At 66.8% G+C, this 19,871-nt stretch carries 16 protein-coding genes and 1 tRNA gene; 3 read left to right on the forward strand and 14 right to left on the reverse strand.

The features are described from left to right. Positions 1–57: 57 nt before the first annotated feature. From DL237_RS10850 to DL237_RS10890, 9 genes are all read right to left on the reverse strand, one after another. Entirely contained in the window at positions 58–945 is an 888-nt protein-coding gene (locus tag DL237_RS10850; protein ID WP_119399086.1) for a carbon-nitrogen hydrolase family protein, read from the reverse strand. Positions 946–965: 20 nt separating this feature from the next. After that, a complete protein-coding gene (locus DL237_RS10855) occupies positions 966–1,544 on the reverse strand; it encodes a GNAT family N-acetyltransferase (RefSeq protein WP_199672056.1) in 579 nt (192 codons plus the stop codon). Next, positions 1,544–1,942 (reverse strand): ketosteroid isomerase-related protein, encoded by a 399-nt coding sequence (locus DL237_RS10860; RefSeq protein WP_119399088.1) that lies wholly within the window; start codon positions 1,940–1,942, stop codon positions 1,544–1,546. The genes DL237_RS10855 and DL237_RS10860 overlap by 1 nt, the downstream gene beginning before the upstream one ends. An 18-nt stretch (positions 1,943–1,960) precedes the next feature. Continuing rightward, positions 1,961–2,422, reverse strand: coding sequence for an arsenate-mycothiol transferase ArsC (locus DL237_RS10865; protein WP_119399089.1), 462 nt, complete (start codon positions 2,420–2,422; stop codon positions 1,961–1,963). A gap of 7 nt (positions 2,423–2,429) precedes the next feature. Next, positions 2,430–2,909 (reverse strand): UPF0262 family protein, encoded by a 480-nt coding sequence (locus DL237_RS10870; RefSeq protein WP_119399159.1) that lies wholly within the window; start codon positions 2,907–2,909, stop codon positions 2,430–2,432. A 125-nt stretch (positions 2,910–3,034) separates the two neighbouring features. Further along, positions 3,035–4,339: a histidinol dehydrogenase gene (gene hisD / locus DL237_RS10875; protein ID WP_119399090.1), complete on the reverse strand. Its 1,305-nt coding sequence runs from the start codon at positions 4,337–4,339 to the stop codon at positions 3,035–3,037. Positions 4,340–4,594: 255 nt separating this feature from the next. After that, positions 4,595–5,062: a DUF2948 family protein gene (locus DL237_RS10880; protein ID WP_119399091.1), complete on the reverse strand. Its 468-nt coding sequence runs from the start codon at positions 5,060–5,062 to the stop codon at positions 4,595–4,597. Continuing rightward, complete coding sequence (gene murA, locus DL237_RS10885) at positions 5,059–6,330, reverse strand: UDP-N-acetylglucosamine 1-carboxyvinyltransferase (protein ID WP_119399092.1); 1,272 nt, start codon at positions 6,328–6,330, stop codon at positions 5,059–5,061. The genes DL237_RS10880 and murA overlap by 4 nt, the downstream gene beginning before the upstream one ends. Before the next feature lie 6 nt (positions 6,331–6,336). Next, complete coding sequence (locus DL237_RS10890) at positions 6,337–6,525, reverse strand: hypothetical protein (RefSeq protein ID WP_119399093.1); 189 nt, start codon at positions 6,523–6,525, stop codon at positions 6,337–6,339. Between the two features lie 124 nt (positions 6,526–6,649). Between DL237_RS10890 and DL237_RS10895 the strand changes: the two genes are divergently transcribed. Then, positions 6,650–6,724, forward strand: a tRNA-Thr gene (locus DL237_RS10895). A gap of 144 nt (positions 6,725–6,868) precedes the next feature. Here the strand turns inward: DL237_RS10895 and DL237_RS10900 are convergent. From DL237_RS10900 to DL237_RS10915, 4 genes are all read right to left on the reverse strand, one after another. After that, positions 6,869–8,296 carry a TrkH family potassium uptake protein gene (locus DL237_RS10900; protein ID WP_119399094.1) on the reverse strand — a complete coding sequence of 476 codons (1,428 nt, stop codon included), beginning with the start codon at positions 8,294–8,296 and terminating at the stop codon, positions 6,869–6,871. Between the two features lie 299 nt (positions 8,297–8,595). Then, on the reverse strand, positions 8,596–9,858 hold the full coding sequence (locus DL237_RS10905) for an MFS transporter (RefSeq protein WP_233544950.1): 1,263 nt from the start codon (positions 9,856–9,858) through the stop codon (positions 8,596–8,598). A gap of 403 nt (positions 9,859–10,261) precedes the next feature. Beyond that, complete coding sequence (locus DL237_RS10910; protein ID WP_119399096.1) at positions 10,262–12,160, reverse strand: acyl-CoA synthetase; 1,899 nt, start codon at positions 12,158–12,160, stop codon at positions 10,262–10,264. A gap of 485 nt (positions 12,161–12,645) precedes the next feature. Next, positions 12,646–14,460, reverse strand: coding sequence for an ABC transporter transmembrane domain-containing protein (locus DL237_RS10915; RefSeq protein ID WP_119399097.1), 1,815 nt, complete (start codon positions 14,458–14,460; stop codon positions 12,646–12,648). 256 nt (positions 14,461–14,716) lie between these two features. Here DL237_RS10915 and DL237_RS10920 point away from each other — a divergent pair, with 256 nt between their 5' ends. Beyond that, positions 14,717–15,280 carry a (2Fe-2S)-binding protein gene (locus DL237_RS10920; RefSeq protein ID WP_321186033.1) on the forward strand — a complete coding sequence of 188 codons (564 nt, stop codon included), beginning with the start codon at positions 14,717–14,719 and terminating at the stop codon, positions 15,278–15,280. After that, the gene (locus DL237_RS10925) at positions 15,277–18,633 is read left to right on the forward strand and encodes a molybdopterin cofactor-binding domain-containing protein (RefSeq protein ID WP_119399099.1); all 3,357 of its coding nucleotides are present in this window, start codon (positions 15,277–15,279) and stop codon (positions 18,631–18,633) included. Before DL237_RS10920 ends, DL237_RS10925 begins: the two co-directional genes overlap by 4 nt. Here DL237_RS10925 and DL237_RS10930 read toward each other — a convergent pair. Next, entirely contained in the window at positions 18,630–19,799 is a 1,170-nt protein-coding gene (locus DL237_RS10930) for an aminotransferase class V-fold PLP-dependent enzyme (protein WP_233544951.1), read from the reverse strand. The genes DL237_RS10925 and DL237_RS10930 overlap by 4 nt on opposite strands. Positions 19,800–19,871: the final 72 nt, after the last annotated feature.

The raw sequence follows: 19,871 nt of genomic DNA on the forward strand, positions 1-19,871 counted from the left end.
CTGCATGAGGCGGATTGCGGCTAGATGGGCCTTTCGCGCGGGATATTCAAGAAAAAACTATTTGAGCGGGCAAAGTTCGACTGAATCCGAGGTGTCCTGTTCGGCCCAATGGGCACGGTTGCGCACATTGCCGCTGCTGCGCACGCGCTGCACCGCGTCTATGTCGACCGTGCCATAGGTCCAGCCGGGCTGGTTCATCTGCCCTTCGGCAATCACGCCGGTGCCGGGAAAGCCCTGGTCGGGGGGCGCAAAGATGCCGCCCATGCCCCAGTTGGTGTCCACCGCCTCCAGCCAGTCGCAGGCCCCCACGGTCGACGACATCACCGCAACCATCTGATTTTCCAGCGCCCGCGCCATCGTGCCGATGCGCACGCGCCAGTATCCCTCCAGTGCGTCGGTGCAGGATGGCACCAACAGCAGGTCCGCCGCGCGCTGTGCCCGTGCCAGCAGGGGGTATTCGCTGTCATAGCAGATATTCACCGCGATCTTGCCGAGGGCGGTGTCAAAGATCTTCAGCGGGCCCAGCCCCTCGACGCCCCAGGGGGTGCGCTCCCACAGGGTCATGATCTGCTTGTCCTGGAACCCCGCCTGCCCTGTCGGCGTGTACAGTGCCGCGCGGTTGACGATGCGCCCGTTTCCCGGCCCGCCGTCCAGCACCACAGGCCCCGACGCACCCAGGATATGCACGCCGTGCCGTGCCGCCAGCGACAGGTGCAGCGCCGCAACCTGCCCCATCACATCCGACACCGCCTGGCTGGCGCGTTGCAAATCCCGGCACACCTCTGCCCCGGCGAGCGAGGCAAGTTCCATCGCGCCATATTCGGGGAACACCAGCAAATCGGCACCCTGCGCGGCGGCCTCGCCCACCCATGTCGTCAGCTTGGCCTCATAGCCCGCCCAATCGTCAAACCAGCTCAGCGGATAGGCAGCGGTCGCAATCTTCATCGTCTCTCCTCAGCGGCGCGTCACAGCGCCTTCATCCAGAATTGCAGCTCATGTGAGGCGTGTTCGACCGTGCCGATATCCTTCCAGTCGAACCGCGCCGTCACCCCGGGCAGCGGCGCATACCCCCGTCCCCGCCAGAACCCGCCGAGCGCACGGGCATCCGCGGGGCGCAAGGGGTGATCATCGTCACGGATCACCGCGCAAAAGGCGCTGTAGCGCCGCCCGAGGGCGCGGGCGTGATCCTCCCGGGCATCGAAAAATGCATGGCCCAGCCCCTGCCCGCGAAACTCCGGCAACAGCACCGACTCGGCGCAATAGAATATCTCGCTCAGCGGTTCCGGGCGATCGGCAAAGGCGGCGGCGAAATCATCCGCATGGGCCTCCATCGCCATGCCGGTCGCCACGCCGACGATCCGTTGCCCGTCAAGGGCCGCGACGACAACCGCGCTCGGGTCAAGGTAGGCCTCAAGATAGCGCATCTCGTAGGACAGATCACCGTCGTACAGGTAAGGCCAGTCGCGGAACACCGCGATGCGCAGCCGCGCCACATCCTCCAGCGCGGCCCGCAGGCGCGCGCCCGTCAGCACCTCGACCCGCATCAGGCCGATACCTGCGCCACCCAGTCGGCAAGGTTGTAATAGGTCGTCACGCGACAGATCAGCCCGGCATCGTCGAGATCGAAAAACGACCCAGCCGGTAAGCGATAGGTCTGGCCGCGCGCCTCCGGCAGGCCAGAGTCACTCTCCAGGTAGGTGCCGTTCACGACATATTCCGCCGCCCCGCGCCGCCCGCCGTCGCCGCTGAACACCACCATATCCGTCAGCTCTTCGCGATAGCAGCGGCTCATGTGGGCGCAGAACGCCGCAAACAGCGCCTTGCCGCGCCGCACCTCGCCCTCGTTCACGTGATGGGCCACGTCATCCGAAAGGCACTCCAGCATGGCGGGGGTGTCCCCGGCGTTGAAGGCCGCGAAATAGCGTTGGATTGTTTCGGTCATGAAAAGTCCCTTGAAGTATCAGAGGTCGACACGCGGCGGCCCGAACCGCTGCTGCAACCGCGTGATGATCTGATCACGGGTCTGTCGATACGAATTCAGTTTCTGGTCACGCGTTTCGCCGATCCCGGTCGGGTCCATGATCGGCCAGTATTCCACCGTCAGATGGAAATACCGCGTCAGCTCCAGCGCCGAACGCTGGCTGGCGGGCGACAGCGCCACGATCAGGTCGAAACTGCTCAGATCGTCGCCCCACTGCTGCATTTCCTCAAAGCTGCGCGACCGGTGCCGCGACAGGCCGACCCCCATCTCGGCGCAGACGGCAATGGCGAATCCGTCGATTTCCAGATCGTTGTGCACGCCCACGGATTGCACGTAGGTCTCGGCGCCGTAGAACTTCTTCATGAAGCCCTCGGCCATGGGCGAACGTACCGCGTTGTGATCGCAGCAGAACAACACCGATTGCGGACGTTCCGCTGTCAAAACAGACTTAGCCTCCGAAGTGCAACACGCATACAAGCGTAAACAGACGACGCGCCGTGTCGTGGTCTACGATGGCCTTGCCTTCGAGTCGTTCGACAAGGATGCGCGCACCCTCATCATGGATGCCCCGCCGGGCCATGTCGATGGTCTCGATCTGTGACGGGGGTAAATTCTTCACTGCATCGAAATAGCTTTTGCAGATCGCAAAGTAATCCTTCACCACCTGACGGAACGGGCCCAGCGACAGCAGGAATTGCGCCGCCTCTTCGCCGCTGTCGGTGCGGATGTCGAACACCAGCCGCTTTTCGCGGATCGACAGACCCACCTTGTAGGGGCCGTCGGGGGCCACCCGGTCATCGCGCCGGGGCAGAGAAAACGAATTCTCCTCCATCAGATCGAACATGGCGACACGCCTTTCCTGCTCGATCTCCGGCGTCGGAGGCGGCAGGTTGCGGTCGTCCAGTTCGATATGCGTAATCCGGGACATAAGCATCGGATCCCCTCAAGGCTGCAGGCGAGTCTCAACTCACACTACATATTATGCTGCAACGCAGAAAAACGCCACAAATTCTTAACGGCAAGTTAACAACACAGGCGGACTTCTACGCAACCTCAACTGCGGTTCAGACGGTTCAACCTTGCACGTACCGAAAGTCCATGCGCCTCAAGGCTTTCCGAGATGGCCAGCGTTTCCGCCGCCGGGCCGATGGCCGCCAGCGCCGCCGGTGTCATCTGCGCCAGCGTGGTGCGCTTGACGAAATCCATCACCGACAGGCCGGATGAAAACCGGGCCGAGCGCGCGGTGGGCAGCACGTGGTTGGGCCCGCCAACGTAGTCGCCGATCGCCTCGGGCGTCCATGCGCCCAGAAAGATCGCGCCGGCATGAATACATTTTTCCGACAGCGCCTGCGGGTCCGCGACGCAAAGCTCAAGATGCTCGGGCGCGATGCGGTTCGACAGCACCGCGGCCTCGTCCATGTTCGCCACCGTGATCACCGCGCCGAAATCGCGCCAGCTTGCGCCCGCGATTGCCCGCCGCTCCAGCGTCTCGAGGCGTTTTTCCACCGCCTCGGTCACCGCCGTGGCCAGCGTCGGGCTGTCGGTGATCAGGATCGACTGGGCGCTTTCGTCATGCTCCGCCTGGCTCAGCAGGTCCAGCGCCAGCCAGTCTGGGTCGTTGTCGCCATCCGCGATCACCAGGATTTCGGACGGCCCGGCGATCATGTCGATACCGACCTTGCCAAAGACCCGGCGTTTCGCCGCCGCCACAAAGGCGTTGCCCGGCCCGGTGATCTTGTCGACCGGCGCGATGCTTTCGGTGCCATAGGCCAGCGCGGCAATCGCCTGGGCGCCGCCGATCCGGTACACCTCGTCCACGCCGGACAGGCGCGCCGCCAGCAGCACCAGCGGGTTCGCGCGGCCGTCAGGTGTCGGCACGCAGATCGCCAGCCGCTCGACCCCCGCCACCTTGGCCGGGATCGCGTTCATCAGCACGGACGACGGATAGGACGCCAATCCGCCGGGCACATACAACCCGGCCGCCGACACCGCGCTCCAGCGCCACCCCAGCGAGGCCCCGTCCGGGTCGGTCCAGAAGGCATCCTGCGGCACCTGCCGCACGTGATAGGCGCGAATGCGCTCTGCCGCGACCTCAAGCGCCTGGCGTTCGCTGGCGGGCACGGCGGCGCAATGGGCGTCGATCTCGGCTTCCGAAAACCGCAGCGTCTCCGGGGTCAGCTCCATCCGGTCGAATTTCGCCGTCAACTCGATCACGGCGGCGTCGCCACGGGCGCGCACATCCGCAATGATGCCCGCCACCACGTCATCCACGTCGGGGCTGTCTTCGCGCTTGGCATTCAGCAGCGCGGTGAAACGGCTTTCAAAATCGGCGTCGGTCTTGGACAGAAAATGCGGCATCGAACCCTCCAGAGGTGCGCGCCCTCATTAGACCGATGTCCGCCCCGCCTCAAGCACTGCCCGCCCTGCGATCTCGCCGCGTCGCAGGCGCTGTGCCGTGGCACGGTGCCACCCACCGTGCCCGCGTCCTTGGTGCAGGGGCGGACCGTCCGGAATGCGCGCGCCCTGCCCCGCCATCCCGCGCCGTCCCGGCCTGCTGCCGGCAACGCAGGACCGGCCCCCGGGGGCCGATCCCGCAAGGTCAGCTTTCTGACGTCAGGCTCCGTGGTCCGGCACCTTGCCGGACGGGGCGCGATAGGGCCGCGTGACGTCACGCAGCACCGCTTCCAGCGCCTCGACCTGCAACCGGATCGCGCCGTCGCCCGCCAGCGTCAGCAGGACCTGCCCGCCCGGTGCCGCCTGTCCGGGAATAAACTCAACCGACAGCAGCGAAAGCACCATGTCCTTGTCGGCCCGGCTGACCCCCTGAGAGGCAACGGTCAGCACGTTGTCGAACGCCAGCACCGATTGCACCCGCTCGGCCTGCATCTGGGCGCCGTTTTCCCAGCGGAACCGGTTCAGCAGCAGCGCAAAGCGCCGCTCGCCCTTCACGAACCGCATTTCCGTCGCCGGAAACACCGCGTCCTGCACCAGTGCCGAGATCACGCCCAGGTCCTCGACCTCGAACGCGCCCAGGTTCAGCGGCCCGTCGCGGCCATCTTCGAAACGTGCATCTGCGCTCATGTCGAGGCCACCCTTTCGATCTTTGCGCCACAGGCCGACAGTTTTTCCTCGACCCGCTCATACCCGCGGTCCAGGTGATAGACCCGGCTGACCACCGTCTCTCCCTCGGCCGCCAACCCGGCAAGGATCAGGCTGACCGAGGCCCGCAGATCCGTCGCCATCACCGGCGCGCCCTTCAGGCGGTCGACACCATGCACCGTGGCATGACCGCCGTGCACGTCGATATTGGCGCCCATGCGGATCAGTTCCGGCGCGTGCATGAAGCGATTCTCGAAAATCTTCTCTTCCAGCACCGATGTCCCCTCGGCGGTGCACAGCAGCGCCATCATCTGCGCCTGCAAATCGGTCGGGAACCCGGGGAAAGGCTCGGTCGTCACGTCCACCGCCTGCACCCGCGTGCCCGCGGCCCGGCTGACCGCCAGTCCTGCCTCGGTCTCCTCGATGGCGATGCCCGCCTGCTCCAGCTTCTGACAGAACGCCTCGACCAGCGACCGCTTGCCGCCCAGCAGCTCGACCCGGCCACCGCAGAACGCCGGGGCCAGCATGTAGGTGCCCAGCTCGATCCGGTCGGTGACAACGGGGTGCGTCGCCCCGCCCAGCCGGTCGACGCCCTGAATGGTGATCGTGGACGTCCCCTCGCCGTCGATCTGTGCGCCCATGCGGCGCAGGCATTGCGCCAGGTCGACGATCTCGGGCTCACGCGCGGCGTTCTTCAGCACCGTGGTGCCCTTGGCCAGCGTCGCCGCCATCAGCGCGTTTTCAGTCGCCCCGACGGACACGATGGGAAACTCGAACGTGCCGCCCTTCAGCCCGCCGGGCGCCTTCGCGTGCACATAGCCCTCTTTCAGCTCCAGCTCGGCCCCCAGGGCCTCCAACGCCTTCAGATGCAGATCGACCGGGCGCGCGCCGATTGCGCAACCACCGGGCAGCGACACCACCGCATGACCGTCGCGCGCCAGCATCGGCCCCAACACCAGGATCGAGGCGCGCATCTTGCGCACGATCTCGTAGTCGGCCTTGTGATTGTTCAGGTCATGGCTCGACATTGCCAGCACCTTGCCGCCCTGCAGGCTGGTCACCTCGGCGCCCAGCGACTGCAACAGCGCCGTCATCGTGCGAATATCGCTCAGACGCGGGGCATTGGTCAGCGTCAGCGGCTCCTCGCTCAGCAGCGTCGCCGGCATCAACGTCAGGCAGGCGTTTTTCGCCCCTGCGATCGGGATCTGCCCATTCAGAGGGCCATTGCCCGTCACCAGTATCGAATCCATCTGCTCTCAGTCCTTGTTCTTTTCATTGTCGGTCCCGGCGTCTGGCGCGGCGCTGTCATCGACGGCGCCTTTGCCCTCTGGTGCGCGCCTGGCACGCGCCTGTGCCTTGCGCCGCGCAAGGTTCGCCTTCAGCGCCGCCTTCAGCCTGTCATCACGCGTTTTCGCGCCTTTTGCCTTACCCGGTTTATCTGTCATGCGCCTTCTGTAAAGCACCGCTGAAAAAGCGTCCAGATTATGCTTGCACCCCTCGCGGATTGCGTCTAATCAGCCGCCCACGGTCACCGGCACAGACGCTTTCGCGGACATGCACGGGAACGTCGCCGCAGTAGCTCAGTGGTAGAGCGCGTCATTGGTAATGACGAGGTCGGGAGTTCAATCCTCCCCTGCGGCACCATCAAACCCCCTTCACGATTTCAGCCGCTGCATGACATGGGGCACGTCCCCCGACCGTCAATGCGGATCGCGCCAGCAGCTGGTGCGGCGATGCAAGAACGCGCCGCAACCCATTGCAATACCATGACAATCCGCGCGGCGCAGATCAGCGGGCGGGAATAACCTCGCGCCAGAAGAACGGCGTCAGCAGTGCAAAGACGGTCAGCATCTCCAGCCGCCCCAGATACATCGCCACCACCAGCACCACCTTGACCGGTGCGCTCAGGCTGGCGAAATTTCCTGCCGGGCCGATGACGCTGCCGACACCGGGGCCGACGTTGGCCAGCGCCGTGATCGCGCCGCTGGTCGCGGTTTCCAGGTCCAGCCCCAGAAACGCCAGGATCACGGCAATGATCGAAAAGGTCGCGACGTAGAACACGAAGAACGCGATCACCCCGCTCAGCACGTCGGGCTGAACCTGCCGCCCCTCATAGCGCAGCATCTGGATGGAATGCGGCGAATGCACCCGCGCGATTTCGGATTTCGTGGCGCGAAACAGCAGGATCCAGCGCATCGCCTTGACCCCGCCCGAGGTCGATCCGGTGCACCCCCCCACCGCCGTCAGCGCGAAAAACACCGCCGCCGCGAAATAGCCCCAGACCAGGTAATCCGTCGTCGCATAGCCGGTCGTCGTCACCACCGACACGACGTTGAAGGCAACCAGCCGCAGCGCCACGAACAGGTTCATCCCGTGCGTCAGCGTCAGCCAGATCGACAGGACCGAGATGACGGCCCCCAGGCACCACAGCATCATCAGTACCTGTTCGCTGCGGAACGATCCACGGTGAAAGGCGCGGATGTACCAGGCAAAGGGCAGACCGCCCATCAGCATGAACACCGTCCCCGCCCATTGCAGGAACGGGCTCTGGAAATGGCCGAACGACGCGTCATAGCCGGAATAGCCCCCGGTCGACAGCGTCGTCATCGCGTGGGTGATCGCGTCAAACACGCTCATCCCGCCGACCGCGTAGACCAGCCCGCACAGCGTCATCAGCCCCAGGTAGACGATCAGCGTGGCCGAGGCGAACTTGGCCGCGTTGCTCAGCTCCTTCTCGCTCTTGTCCGAACTTTCTGTGCGAAACAGCTGCATCCCCCCGACCTTCAGGATCGGCAGCAAGGCGATGCCGGTCACGATGAACCCGACCCCCCCGACCGCCTGCAATATCGCCCGCCACAGGATGATTCCGCGCGGCGTCGAATCCAGCCCCGACATCACCGTCGATCCCGTGGTGGTGATTCCCGACATCGATTCGAACAACGCATCGACCGGCGACAGCGTGGTCAGGTACAGCGGCACCGCCCCCGCCAGCGCCGCCGTCACCCATACGGAGGACGTCAGCAGGAAACCGTGCAGGCGGTGCATGTTCTCGAACGACGAATTGGAAGACAGGGTCAGCGCCATGCCGACAAATCCGGTCAGCAGCGCCGACATGCCAAAGGCCGCCGCCGTGTCGGGAAAGACCAGCGCGTCGACCGCCATCAGTGCCGCTGAGAACAGCAGCACGAGGCCATTCACGAAGATCACGAAATTCACGCACGTCCCCCGAGTTTGACGTCTGACGTTTCGGTTCGGCCCGCTCTGCTGCTCTGCGGCGCAGGGTCAACCTGACCTATACCCGGCACCGCGCTTAGGCAATTGCCTTCCCTGTGCGGCCCATGGTCCCGGCCGGGATGCGGCACGGACGCACCGCAGACGCACCGAAATCGCACCGCCCGGATACCGACGCAGGCACCGACGTCGTGATCGGGCGGTGCAATCGGGTGATGTCGCCGGGTGGTGCGACCGGGCACTGACCTCAGGCGGCGCGACCGGATGGCGCGTTCAGGCGTCCTTCAGGCGTCCTCCTCGCCACGCAGCTCCTGCACATCGCGCAGCTCGGGAAAGATCTTGTACCACAGCCCGCAGATCCCCATGCAGACCACGGCCCCCAGTGCGACCGAGGGCACCGTGCCCAGCAGTGCCGCCATGCTGCCCGCGCGAAATTCCCCCAACTCATTGGAAGCACCGATGAAAATCATGTTCACCGCGTTGACCCGGCCACGCAGCCCGTCGGGCGTGTTCAGCTGTACCAGCGTGCCCCGGATCACCATGGACACCATGTCGAAACCGCCGATGAAGGCCAGCGCCAGCACCGACAGCCAGACCACCTTGGACAGGGCGAAAACCAGCGTGAAAAAGCCGAACCCCGCGACCGAGGCAAACATCAGCTTTCCCGCGTTCCGCCGGATCGGATAGCTCATCAGCACGCCGGCCACCAGCACCGCCCCCACCGCAGGCGCCGCCCGCAACAGGCCCAGCCCCAGCGCCCCGACATCCAGGATATCGCGGGCATACACCGGCAGCATGGCAAAGGCGCCGCCCAGCAGAACTGCAAACAAATCCAGAGAGATAGCGCCGAAAATGATTCGTCGCGCACGGATAAAGCGGAACCCTGCCGTGACCTCAGACCAGCTGCGCCCGGCCGGCGCACCGCGCCGCGGCTGGCGCGGCACCATGGCCACCAGCGCACCGGCGGCGAACAGGAACACGACCGACACGCCATAGGCTGCCTCGGGCGCCAGGCCGTACAGCAGGCCCCCTGCCACGGGTCCGCAGATCGTCGCCACCTCGTTGACGCTGGAATTCATCGCCAGCGCCTTGGGCAGATGCGCCGGCTTGACGATATTGGTGATCAGCGAACTGCGCGCCGGGTTGTAGAAGGCCCGCGCCGTGCCGAACAGCACCATCACCATGAACACCAGGCGCACGTCGCCATTGCCCCGCAGGGTCAGCACCAGAAGGCCCCCGGCGACCAGCGCCTCGACCCACATGCAAAGCGTCATGATGCCCCGCCGCGAAAACCGGTCCGAGACGGTGCCGGTCACCAGCACGAGGATCAGCGCGGGCGCGAATTGCGACAGGCCCACCAGCCCGAGGTCAAAGGGATTGCGCGTCAGGTCATAGACCTGCCAGCCCACTGCAACAGTCTGAATCTGAATGGCAAACCCTGTCAGGAACAGGGCCGCCATGAAAAAACCGTATCCGGGGTTCTGGAACACGTCCCAACGAGAGGGCTGTGCAGCGGTTTCAGCGGGGTCCGACTTGGCCGCGCTCACGAATAGAAGTCCGAAGTCATCTCAATCCGATCATCACGAATTTGAATTGGGTCGACGTCGAACCGCAGGCCGAGGACCCTGTCCAGGATGGCGGAGGAAATCGCCTGATGGGGTCTCGGCGGCGGCGCGTCGTGGCCATATGGACCAAGTTTTCGCGCTTTGCCAAGGCCGTCCGATGCTTTGCGATCCTTGTATAGGCAAAAATATCGCACCCCGCGCCACGGCCCGGGCCTCACCTGCCCGTGCCTCACCTGCCCGCGCCCCGAATGCCCGCGGCCCGCGCACCCCAACGCCCCCCGCCCGCGCAGCGGACCGCATGATTGCACACGAAAAAAGGGGTGCAGCCATTGCCACGCCCCCTTTCGCAATTCCCACGACAACTCGCCCGGACCCGGCCCGGATGTCAGGCGGTTTCCTTCTCCTCGGCCCAGTCCCAGGGCCGGGTGTAATTGCCCAGAACCCGGGTCAGTTCGGCCTCGTCCACGGCACCGGTGCGCACCAGCCGCGCCGTCAGGCCGCGTTTCTTGTCGTCCACCACGTCCCGCACCTCGGCGGCCAGCCCGGCCTCGGCCAGCGCTTCGTTGTAGATCCGCTTGATCGCCATCTTGCGCAGGTCGGGCTTGAACACCTTGCCCACGGCGGTTTTCGGCAGCTCTTCCAGAACCTCGACGTATTTCGGAATCGCCGCGCGTTCGTGCACGTAGACCTTGCAGTGGGCCAGCAGTTCCTCGGTCGTGACCTCGGCCCCCTCGATCAGCTCGACATAGGCGCAGGGGATCTCGCCCGCGCGCGCATCCGGCTGCCCGATGGCCCCGGCAAAGGCAACGGCGGAATGCGCCAGCAGGGCATCCTCGATCATGGCGGGGTCGATGTTGTGGCCACCACGGATGATCAGATCCTTGGCCCGCCCGGTGATGAACAGGTACCCGTCGACATCCAGCCGGCCCAGATCGCCGGTGCGCAGATAACGATCGTAATGGAACAGATCATGGTTCTTGACCTCTTCCGTATAGGTCGACCCGGCAAAGACACCGGGGCTTGCGATGCAGATCTCGCCCACCTCGTCGACGCCGCATTCGCGCGTCACCCCGCCGGAATTGTCAAAGATCCGCACGTCCGTATAGGGAAACGGCACCCCGACCGAGCCGAGCTTGCGCGGGCCGCTGTCGGGGTTGCACGACACGAGGCAGGTCGCCTCGGTCAGCCCGTACCCCTCAAGGATCGTCACGCCCGCCGCCGACTCGAACCGGCGAAACAGCTCCTGCGGCAACGGCGCAGAGCCGGAAAAGGCCAGCTTCACGCTCGACAGATCCGCATCGACCGGCTTTTGCATCAGCACGGCAACAGCCGTCGGAACGGTCGTGATGAAGGTGATCTTCCAACGCTCGCACAACTTCCAGAAATTGTCGAAAACGCCATCGCCACGATAACCCGCAGGCGTCGGAAACACGACATGCGCCCCCGACATCACCGCGCCCATCAGCATCACCTGACAGGCAAAGACATGAAACATCGGCAGCGGGCACATGATGTTGTCGTCTTCGCCAAACAGCAGGGTCGACCCGAGCCAGCCGTTGTAGACGATCCCTTCGTTCAGGTGGCGTGCCACCTTGGGCATCCCCGTTGTCCCGCCGGTATGGAAATAGGCCGCGACGCGGTTCACCTGGCGGTCTTCGAACTGCAGCTGCCTTGGCTGGCGCGCCATCTCGTCGACGAAGCTCTTGATGCGGGCATGGTGCGGCGCGGGCATCTTGGGGCGCAGCAGCGGCACCAGCCAGCTTTTCGGCGGGGCAAGGTAGCGGTTCAGGTCGATTTCCAGCACCGTCTCGACACCGGGGCAGGCGCGCACGGCCTCGGCCACCTTCTGTGGCACGTCGGTCTTTGGAAACGCCTTCAGCGTGACCACGACCTTGGCCCTGGTCTCTTGCAGGATCGAGGCGATCTGTTCGCTGTCCAGCATCGGGTTGATCGGGTTCACGATGCCCGCGACCATGCCGCCCAGCGTGGCATAGATCGTCTCCATCGCGTTCGGCAGCACCAGCGCGACCACGTCGTCCTCGCCCACGCCAAGCTCTCGGAACAGGTTCGCCGCCTGGCTGACCTTGTCCAGCATCTCGGCCCAGCTGACCGTTTCAGCCCGATCCTTCGGGCCGGATTCCAACTGAAACGAGACTGCGTTGTGGCTGGGAAATGCCGCTGCGGTCCGGGCCACCATGCCAAGGACGGTCTTGGGAACGTCACGCTCCTCCCAGGGCATCTCGTTCGTCAGTTTCAATGCGTCGCCAACGCCTGAAAAGGTCATGCTCTCTCCTCCCATGTCCTCTCCGCGCCTTTTCCGCGCGGTAGGACCGCAGACTTTCATCCCCACGCACAATGACAAGCGTGACGCTGCGTTTGTCCCCCCCGACGTCGCGTGAAGCACGCCGCATCGGGGATGGTCACGCCGCACGTCCGCGCGCCCGTCGCCCGGCCCATCTGACAAGTATGCAAGTGAACGCGCGGTTTAGAAAGCCTTTTGGCGGTGTCGGCTCATGCTGTCTGCCCCCGGCCCCGCTACACCGGGGCCCAATCCCCGGCAGGCCCGCTACACCGGGGGGCAATCCCCGGCAGGCCCGTCACACCGGGGCCCCGTCAACGGGCAGGGCGCGCGGCGCGGTCCGCATGAGACAGGCCGGTGCCAGCACAGTCGCGCCAGGGCCATCGCAGTCGCGCCGGGGGCGGTGTGCCGCGCCCGCCCTGTCAGGCCGACCGTGCAGCCCCCCGCACCGGTCGGCCTGCACAACCGGATCAGGCGGCGTCGGCCGAACCTGCGGTGAACTGCAACCGTGCCAAGCGCGCATACAACCCGCCCTGCGCCACCAGTTGATCGTGGGTGCCCTGGGCGACGATGCGGCCCTGATCCATCACGATGATCCGGTCGGCCTTTTTCACCGTGGCCAGACGGTGCGCGATGATGATCGTGGTGCGCCCCTCGGCCACCGTCTCGATCGCTTGCTGCACCAGGCGCTCGCTCTCGGCGTCCAGCGCGCTGGTGGCCTCGTCAAGCAGCAGCACCGGCGCGTCGCGCAGGATGGCACGGGCGATGGCGATGCGCTGTTTCTGCCCGCCCGACAGCATCACGCCGCGCTCGCCCACCGGGCTGTCATAGCCCTGGGGCAGCGCCAGGATGAACCCCTCCGCCGCGGCCGCCTTTGCCGCCGCCACGACCTCGTCGTCGCCCGCCTCGGGCCAGCCAAAGCGGATGTTTTCGCGCGCCGTGTCGGCAAAGATCACCGGATCCTGCGCCACCAGCGCCATGGATCGGCGGAACGCGGGCCGCGACATCGCCGCCAGGTCGACCCCATCCAGCAGAACGCGTCCCTGTTCCGGGTCGTAGAACCGCAGGATCAACTGCATGATCGTCGATTTGCCCGCGCCCGACGGGCCGACGACCGCCACAGTCTCGCCGGGGTGGATGGTCAGGTTGACCCCCTCCAGCGCCGCCGCCGACGGACGCGAGGGGTAGTGGAACGTGACATCCTCAAAGGTGATTTCGCCGCGCACCGGGGCGGGCGGCGCAATCGGCGCGGCCGGATCCTTGACCCGGTCCTGCGCCTGCAACAGCTCGACCAGCCGTTCGGTGGCCCCCGCGGCGCGTTGCAATTCGCCCCAGATCTCGGACAGGGCCGCCACGGACCCCGCCACCATGATGGCATAGATCACGAATTGCACCAGCGCGCCGGTGCTCATCGTGCCCATGCGCACGTCATGCGCGCCGATCCACAGCACCCCGACCACCCCCGAGAAGATCAGGAAGATCACGATTACCGTCATCATCGCGCGCGTCCAGATCCGCGTCAGGGCGGACCCGTAGCTTGCCTCGGTCACGGTGTCGAACCTGGCCCGGCTGCGCCCCTCGTGCGTATAGGCCTGCACCGTCTGCACCGACAGCAGCGCCTCGCTCGCGTTGCCAGACGACTGCGCGATCCAGTCCTGGTTCTCCCGGCTCAACCGGCGCAGCTTGCGCCCCAGCGTCAGGATCGGCACCACCACCAGCGGCACGATCAGCAACGCCAGCCCGCTCAGCTTGGGCGATGTCAGCATCATCAACACGAACCCGCCCGAAAAGATCAGCACATTGCGCAGCGCGATCGACACGGACGACCCGATCACCGACTGGATCAGCGTCGTATCCGTGGTGATCCGGCTCAGCACCTCGCCGGTCATCGTGGTCTCGTAGAATGCCGGGCTCATCCCGATGACGCGCCCGAACACCGCCTTGCGGATATCGGCCACCACCCGCTCGCCCAGCCGCGTCACCAGCGCATAGCGCAGCCCCGTGCCCACGGCCAGCAGCGCCGCGATACCGATGGCGGCGGCAAAATACTGGTTCAGCAGCTCGACCTGGCCCGAATTGAAATTGTCGATCACCCGTCGCGCCGCCAGCGGCAGCACCAGCGACACGCAGGCCGTCAGCACCAGCGCGCAGATCGCGCCTGTCATCATCACCCGGTAGGGCGCCAGAAAGGGCCAAAGATGGCTCAGCGCCCCCACCTTGCGAGAGGTCTCGCGGGTCTGCGCGTCACTGTCACTTACCGGTCTGCGGGCCACGCCGTACCTCATCTGTTGACGCCCTCGGGTGGGCCATGGCTACATGACGGCCCACTTCCTCGGGGTCAAGGCGCGGGCCGCAAATGCCCCGGAAACGGTCAATTTGCCTCAACTCCCCCGGCCCCACCGCCGCGCCGTGTCAGCGGCACTTGACGACCCACCCCGCTTAACTGTTTCCATACATACGAAATCGGACAATAGCGTTTGAGGTGCCGGGCCAATCCGTGCCTCAATGGCGCAGGGCAGAACCAAGGGGAGGCAGGGCAAAGTGACACGCGATCTCGCGCTGGTGGTGAACGGGCAACCGGTCACGTTGCACGTCGATGCCGACCGCACGCTTCTGGACCTGCTGCGCGACGAGCTGTCGCTGAATGGGCCCAAATACGGCTGCGGCATGGCGCAATGCGGCGCCTGCACCGTGCTGGTCGACGGTGCCCCGGCGCGGGCCTGCGTGCTGCGCGGCGCATTGGCCGAAGGGCGCAGCATCACCACGCTCGAAGGTCTGGCCGACCCCGACACCGGCGCGCTGCACCCTGTCCAGCAAGGCTTTCTTGACGCCGAGGGCGCGCAATGCGGCTATTGCCTGAACGGCATGATCATGACCACCCACGCGCTGCTGGCCCGCACGCCGGATCCGACCGAAGACCAGATTCGCGATGCCCTGCGCCACAACCTGTGCCGCTGCGGTGCGCAGGTCGAAATCATCGCGTCGGTCAAACGCGCCGCCACCCTGATGCAGGCAACCCCGACGCAAGCCCCCAAAGTGCACGCCCCCCAAATTCAGGCCCCCCGAATTCAGGCCCGCCAAGTGCACGCCGGTGATCCGGAATGACCGACGCCCTGACGATCCGCCGCAACGGCGACACCTTCCTGACTCTTTCGCCCGACGGCACGGCAACCGGTTACAACGGCCATGTCGACCTTGGCACCGGGTTGCAGACCGCCCTCGCCCAGATCGTGGCCGAGGAGCTGGACCTGCCGCTTTCTGCCGTGCGGATCGTGCTGGGCGACACCGCCCGCACCCCCGACCAGGGGCCGACGATTGCATCCGAGTCGATCCAGATCACCGCCGTTCCCTTGCGTGCCGCCGCCGCACAGGCGCGTCACTGGCTGGCGCGGGCCGGGGCGCTGCGGCTGAATGCCCCGCTGGCCGATATCAGCACGCAGGACGGCCATGTCATCTGGCAGGACCAGCGTATCTCCTACGCCGCCCTGCTGGCGGGGCGCGCCGAGGTCCTGCCGCTGGATGACGCCGCCCCGCTGAAAGATCCCGCCAACTATACCCTGGTCGGTCACAAGGCCGGGCGCACCGACCTGCCCGCCAAGCTGACCGGCGATTTCGACTATATCCACGATATCCGCCTGCCCGGTATGCTGCATGGCCATGTCATCCGCCCCCCATACGCCGGGCGCGATTCGGGCGATTTCATCGGGCGCAGTCTGATCAGCTTTGACGACTCCGCCATTGCCGCCCTGCCCGGCTTTGTCGCGGTGGTGCGGCAGGCCGATTTCCTCGCCGTCGTTGCCACCAAGGCGCATCTGGCCCGTCAGATGGCCGAGGCGCTGCCGGTGCAATGGCACCGCCCCCCCGACCTGCCCGACCTCTCCGATCCCGTTGCCGCGATCAAGGATCACCCCTCCTCGCCGCGCGTCCTCGACACCACCGGCGATATCCGCGCGGGGCTGGCCGATTGCAGCCCCCGGCTGGACCGCCGCTATGTCTGGCCCTGGCACATGCATGCCTCCATCGGGCCGTCCTGCGCCGTGGCCGATTGGAACGGCGGCGCGCCGATCGTCTGGTCCGGCACGCAGAACCCGCACATGCTGCGCGGTGACCTCGCCACGCTGACCGGCCTCGCGCCCGAGGTGATCGAGGTGCGCCGCCACCAGGCCGCCGGTTGCTATGGCCGCAACTGCGCCGATGACGTGGCGGGCGACGCGCTGCTGCTGACCCGCGCCCTGGGTCAGCGGGTCCGCGTGCAACTGACCCGCGCGCAGGAAAACCTGTGGGAACCCAAAGGTGCCGCACAGGTGATGGAGGTGTCCGGCGGTGTGAATGCCGCGGGCGATTTCCACGCCTATGCCTTCGACAGCTGGTACCCCTCCAACCGTGGTCCCAACCTCGCGCTGCTGCTGACCGGCGCGATCTCCCCCGAACCGCGCCCCTCCGACATGGGCGACCGTACCATCGTTCCGCCCTATCGCATCGCGCACAAGCGGATCACCGTGCACGACATGGCCCCCATCGTGCGCGCGGCATGGCTGCGCGGCGTCTCGGCGCTGCCCAATACCTTCGCGCACGAAAGCTTTGTCGATGAACTGGCCGCGCAGGCGCAGGAAGACCCCGTCGCCTTCCGTCTGCGCCACCTCGACGATCCGCGCCAGGCCGACCTCGTGCGCCGCACCGCGCAGGCCGCAGCCTGGCAGACCCGCACCCAACCCACCCTGCGCCGCAAGGGGCGCATGGCCTATGGTCAGGGCTTTGCCTATGCCACCTACGTGCACGGCGCCTTTCCCGGCACCGCCGCCGCCTCGGCCGCATGGGTCGTCGATGTCGCGGTCGACATGGAAACGGGCGAAGTCACGCTGTCGCGCGTGTTTGTCGGGCAGGATCAGGGCCTCGCCATCAATCCCGACCACGTGCGCCAGCAGATCCACGGCAATGTCATCCAGACCGCCTCGCGTGCGTTGCAGGAAAGCGTCAGCTTCGACCAGATCACCGTCACCGACCAAAGCTGGGCGACATACCCCCTCGCCACCTTTCCCCAGACCCCGCAGATCGAAACGATGCTGGTGGCGCGCCCCGACGACCCGCCCCTCGGGGTCGGGGAAAGCGCGGGCGTGCCCGCCGCCGCCGCCATCGCCAACGCCATCTTCGACGCCACCGGAGTGCGGATGCGCGAGGTGCCGTTCACGCCGGAACGGATGCGCGACGCCCTCGGCATCCAGCCGCGCCAATCCGCCCCTCTCGCCCTGCCGGGCCGCAGGAAACGCAAGACCCTGCTGGCAACGACCCTCGGCCTGACCGCGGCCCTCGGCCTCGGCGCGCTGTCCTTCCCGCTGGCCCGCGCCATCCCGAAAACCACCGCCCCCGCCGCCGCCAACTTTTCGGCCGAAACGCTGACACGCGGCGAAACCCTCTTTGCGCTCGGCAACTGCGCCTCTTGCCATACGGCCCCGGATGGCGCACCGAACGCCGGGGGCCGCGCCATCGACACCCCCTTCGGCACGGTGCATTCCACCAATCTGACGCCCGATCCCGATACCGGCCTCGGGACCTGGTCCTTTGCCGCCTTCGCCCGCGCCATGCGCGCCGGGATCAGCCGCGATGGCCACAACCTCTATCCCGCCTTCCCCTACACGTCCTTCGCCGGGATGGCAGAGGACGACCTCTTTGCCCTCTATGCCCATCTGCAAACCCTGCCTGCGGTGGCCCAGCCCACCCCCAAGGCGCAGATGAGCGTTCCACGCCCCGCCCTCGCCGCCTGGAACGCCCTCTTTCACCGTCCGCAATCGCTGGCGCCCGACCCGGCGCAAGGCGCCGACTGGAACCGGGGGCGCTACCTTGTCGAAACCGTCGGGCATTGTTCGGAATGTCACACGCCGCGCACCGCCCTCGGCGCGCAGGCCAAGACCCCGCTCAGCGGTGCAATGGTGCGCGACTGGTTCGCGCCCGCCCTTGCCGGGCCTGACGCGCAGCTGCGCGGCACGGATGACATCGCCGCATATCTCTCCACCGGCGTCGCGCCCGGCCGCGCCGCCGCCTCCGGCCCGATGGCCGAGGTGATCGCCGGCCTTTCCACGCTACCCGACGGCGACATCACCGCGATGGCGACCTACCTCGCCTCGCTGCCGACTGACGCACCCGCGCCGCTGCCCGAACAGGCCGCGACCATACCCGACCGTATCGACCGGATCTTTGCCAATGCCTGCGCCAGCTGTCACGAGGCGGCGCTGCCCGACCTACTGACCGCCGCGCAGATCCCGCTGACCCGCGCCCCGGCGATCCGCGCGCCCTCGCCCGCCGCCGCACAGGCGACGATCCGCGACGGGTTGCGCGCCCCCACCGGCACCGCGCTGCGCGACATGCCCGCCTTTGGCGCGGACCTGGCCGAGGCCGACATCCTTGCGCTGGCCCGCTATCTGCGCGCGCGCTACGCCCCAGACCTGCCCGGCTGGGACTAAAGCGCACCCAGCACCGCGCACAGGCGCGCAATCTCGTCCTGCGTCGTCAGATAGCTGACCGAGGCACGGCAGACCGGCCCCGCCAGACCCGACAGCGGGCCATAGTGCGCGGGTACCGCGTTGATCGTCACGCCTTGGGCGCGCAGCGCCTGCATCACCTCGGCCGGCGTCATGCGCGCATGGGTAAAGGTGGTGATATGGCTCTGAACCACGCCGCTTTCGCGCAGGCTCACCCCCGCCACGCCGGACAAACCGGCGCGTAAGGCCGCGACCTTGTCAAACGTCGCCCGGCGGATCTCCTCGACCCTGAGGTCCAGCGCCAGCCCCAGCGCCACCCCAAGGCCCAGCAGCGGCGCGGGCGCATACTCGTTGCTCTCGAACCGCGCAGCGTCGCGCCGCAATACGACCTTGCCCGCCTGCCAGCCTGCCGCGCGCACGTTCAGCGCACCCGGTGTCGCCGCACATCCCTGTCGCACGTACAGCACCCCAGTTCCCTTGGGCCCGCGCAACGCCTTGCGCCCCGGGGCCGTCAGCATGTCGCAACCGATCCGACCGACATCGCAGGGCAGCAGGCCCAGCGCCTGCGCCGCATCCAGCAGATAGGGCACACCCGCCGCCCGCGCGATCTGCCCCACCTCGGCCACCGGCTCTGCGATGCCCAGGTGCGCCGGAACCCATGTCACCGCGATCAGCCGCACCCGGTCATCCATCATCGCCGCCAGCGCGCCGGTATCCATCCGCCCATCCGGTCCCGTCGGGATCGTCTCGATCACCGCACCGCTGCGCCGCGCGGCCTCCACCAGGGTAAAGACGTTGCCGCCCCATTCATGCGCGCCAACCAGCACACGGTCGCCCCCCTGCAAGGCAGGCAAGGCATGAAAGGCCGCGTTCCAGGCCTGCGAACTTCCCGTTGTCAGCGCGACCTCCTCGGCACGCGCCCCGATCAGCCGCGCCGCCGCCGCCCGTGCCGCTTCGATGGCGTCGGCCACGGCCACGCCTGCCTCATGCGGGGCCAGCGCAGCCTCGGCCTGCAAATGCGCCTGCATCGCTTCCAACACCGCGCGCGGCACCAGGCCGCTGCTGGCCGCGTTGAAATGAACCACCCCCGGCAGCGCCGGCGTGGCCGCGCGCAACGCCTCGATATCCAGTCCCATCTGATCCGCCATCATCACCCCTGCCCCAACCGTTTCTGTCCCGCAGGCTATCCGCCCACGCACCGGCGTCAAACCCTCTCGGAC

This window comes from Pseudooceanicola sediminis (assembly GCF_003575965.1).
GTDB classification, from domain to species: Bacteria; Pseudomonadota; Alphaproteobacteria; order Rhodobacterales; family Rhodobacteraceae; genus Pseudooceanicola; species Pseudooceanicola sediminis.

Bases quoted from the DNA above. Each gene is read 5' to 3' on its own strand.
- DL237_RS10850 (WP_119399086.1), bottom strand. From the start codon at position 945: ATGAAGATTGCGACCGCTGCCTATCCGCTGAGCTGGTTTGACGATTGG.
- DL237_RS10855 (WP_199672056.1), bottom strand. From the start codon at position 1,544: ATGCGGGTCGAGGTGCTGACGGGCGCGCGCCTGCGGGCCGCGCTGGAG.
- DL237_RS10860 (WP_119399088.1), bottom strand. From the start codon at position 1,942: ATGACCGAAACAATCCAACGCTATTTCGCGGCCTTCAACGCCGGGGAC.
- DL237_RS10870 (WP_119399159.1), bottom strand. From the start codon at position 2,909: ATGTCCCGGATTACGCATATCGAACTGGACGACCGCAACCTGCCGCCT.
- hisD (WP_119399090.1), bottom strand. From the start codon at position 4,339: ATGCCGCATTTTCTGTCCAAGACCGACGCCGATTTTGAAAGCCGTTTC.
- DL237_RS10880 (WP_119399091.1), bottom strand. From the start codon at position 5,062: ATGAGCGCAGATGCACGTTTCGAAGATGGCCGCGACGGGCCGCTGAAC.
- murA (WP_119399092.1), bottom strand. From the start codon at position 6,330: ATGGATTCGATACTGGTGACGGGCAATGGCCCTCTGAATGGGCAGATC.
- DL237_RS10890 (WP_119399093.1), bottom strand. From the start codon at position 6,525: ATGACAGATAAACCGGGTAAGGCAAAAGGCGCGAAAACGCGTGATGAC.
- DL237_RS10910 (WP_119399096.1), bottom strand. From the start codon at position 12,160: ATGACCTTTTCAGGCGTTGGCGACGCATTGAAACTGACGAACGAGATG.
- DL237_RS10915 (WP_119399097.1), bottom strand. From the start codon at position 14,460: ATGAGGTACGGCGTGGCCCGCAGACCGGTAAGTGACAGTGACGCGCAG.
- DL237_RS10925 (WP_119399099.1), top strand. From the start codon at position 15,277: ATGACCGACGCCCTGACGATCCGCCGCAACGGCGACACCTTCCTGACT.
- DL237_RS10930 (WP_233544951.1), bottom strand. From the start codon at position 19,799: ATGGCGGATCAGATGGGACTGGATATCGAGGCGTTGCGCGCGGCCACG.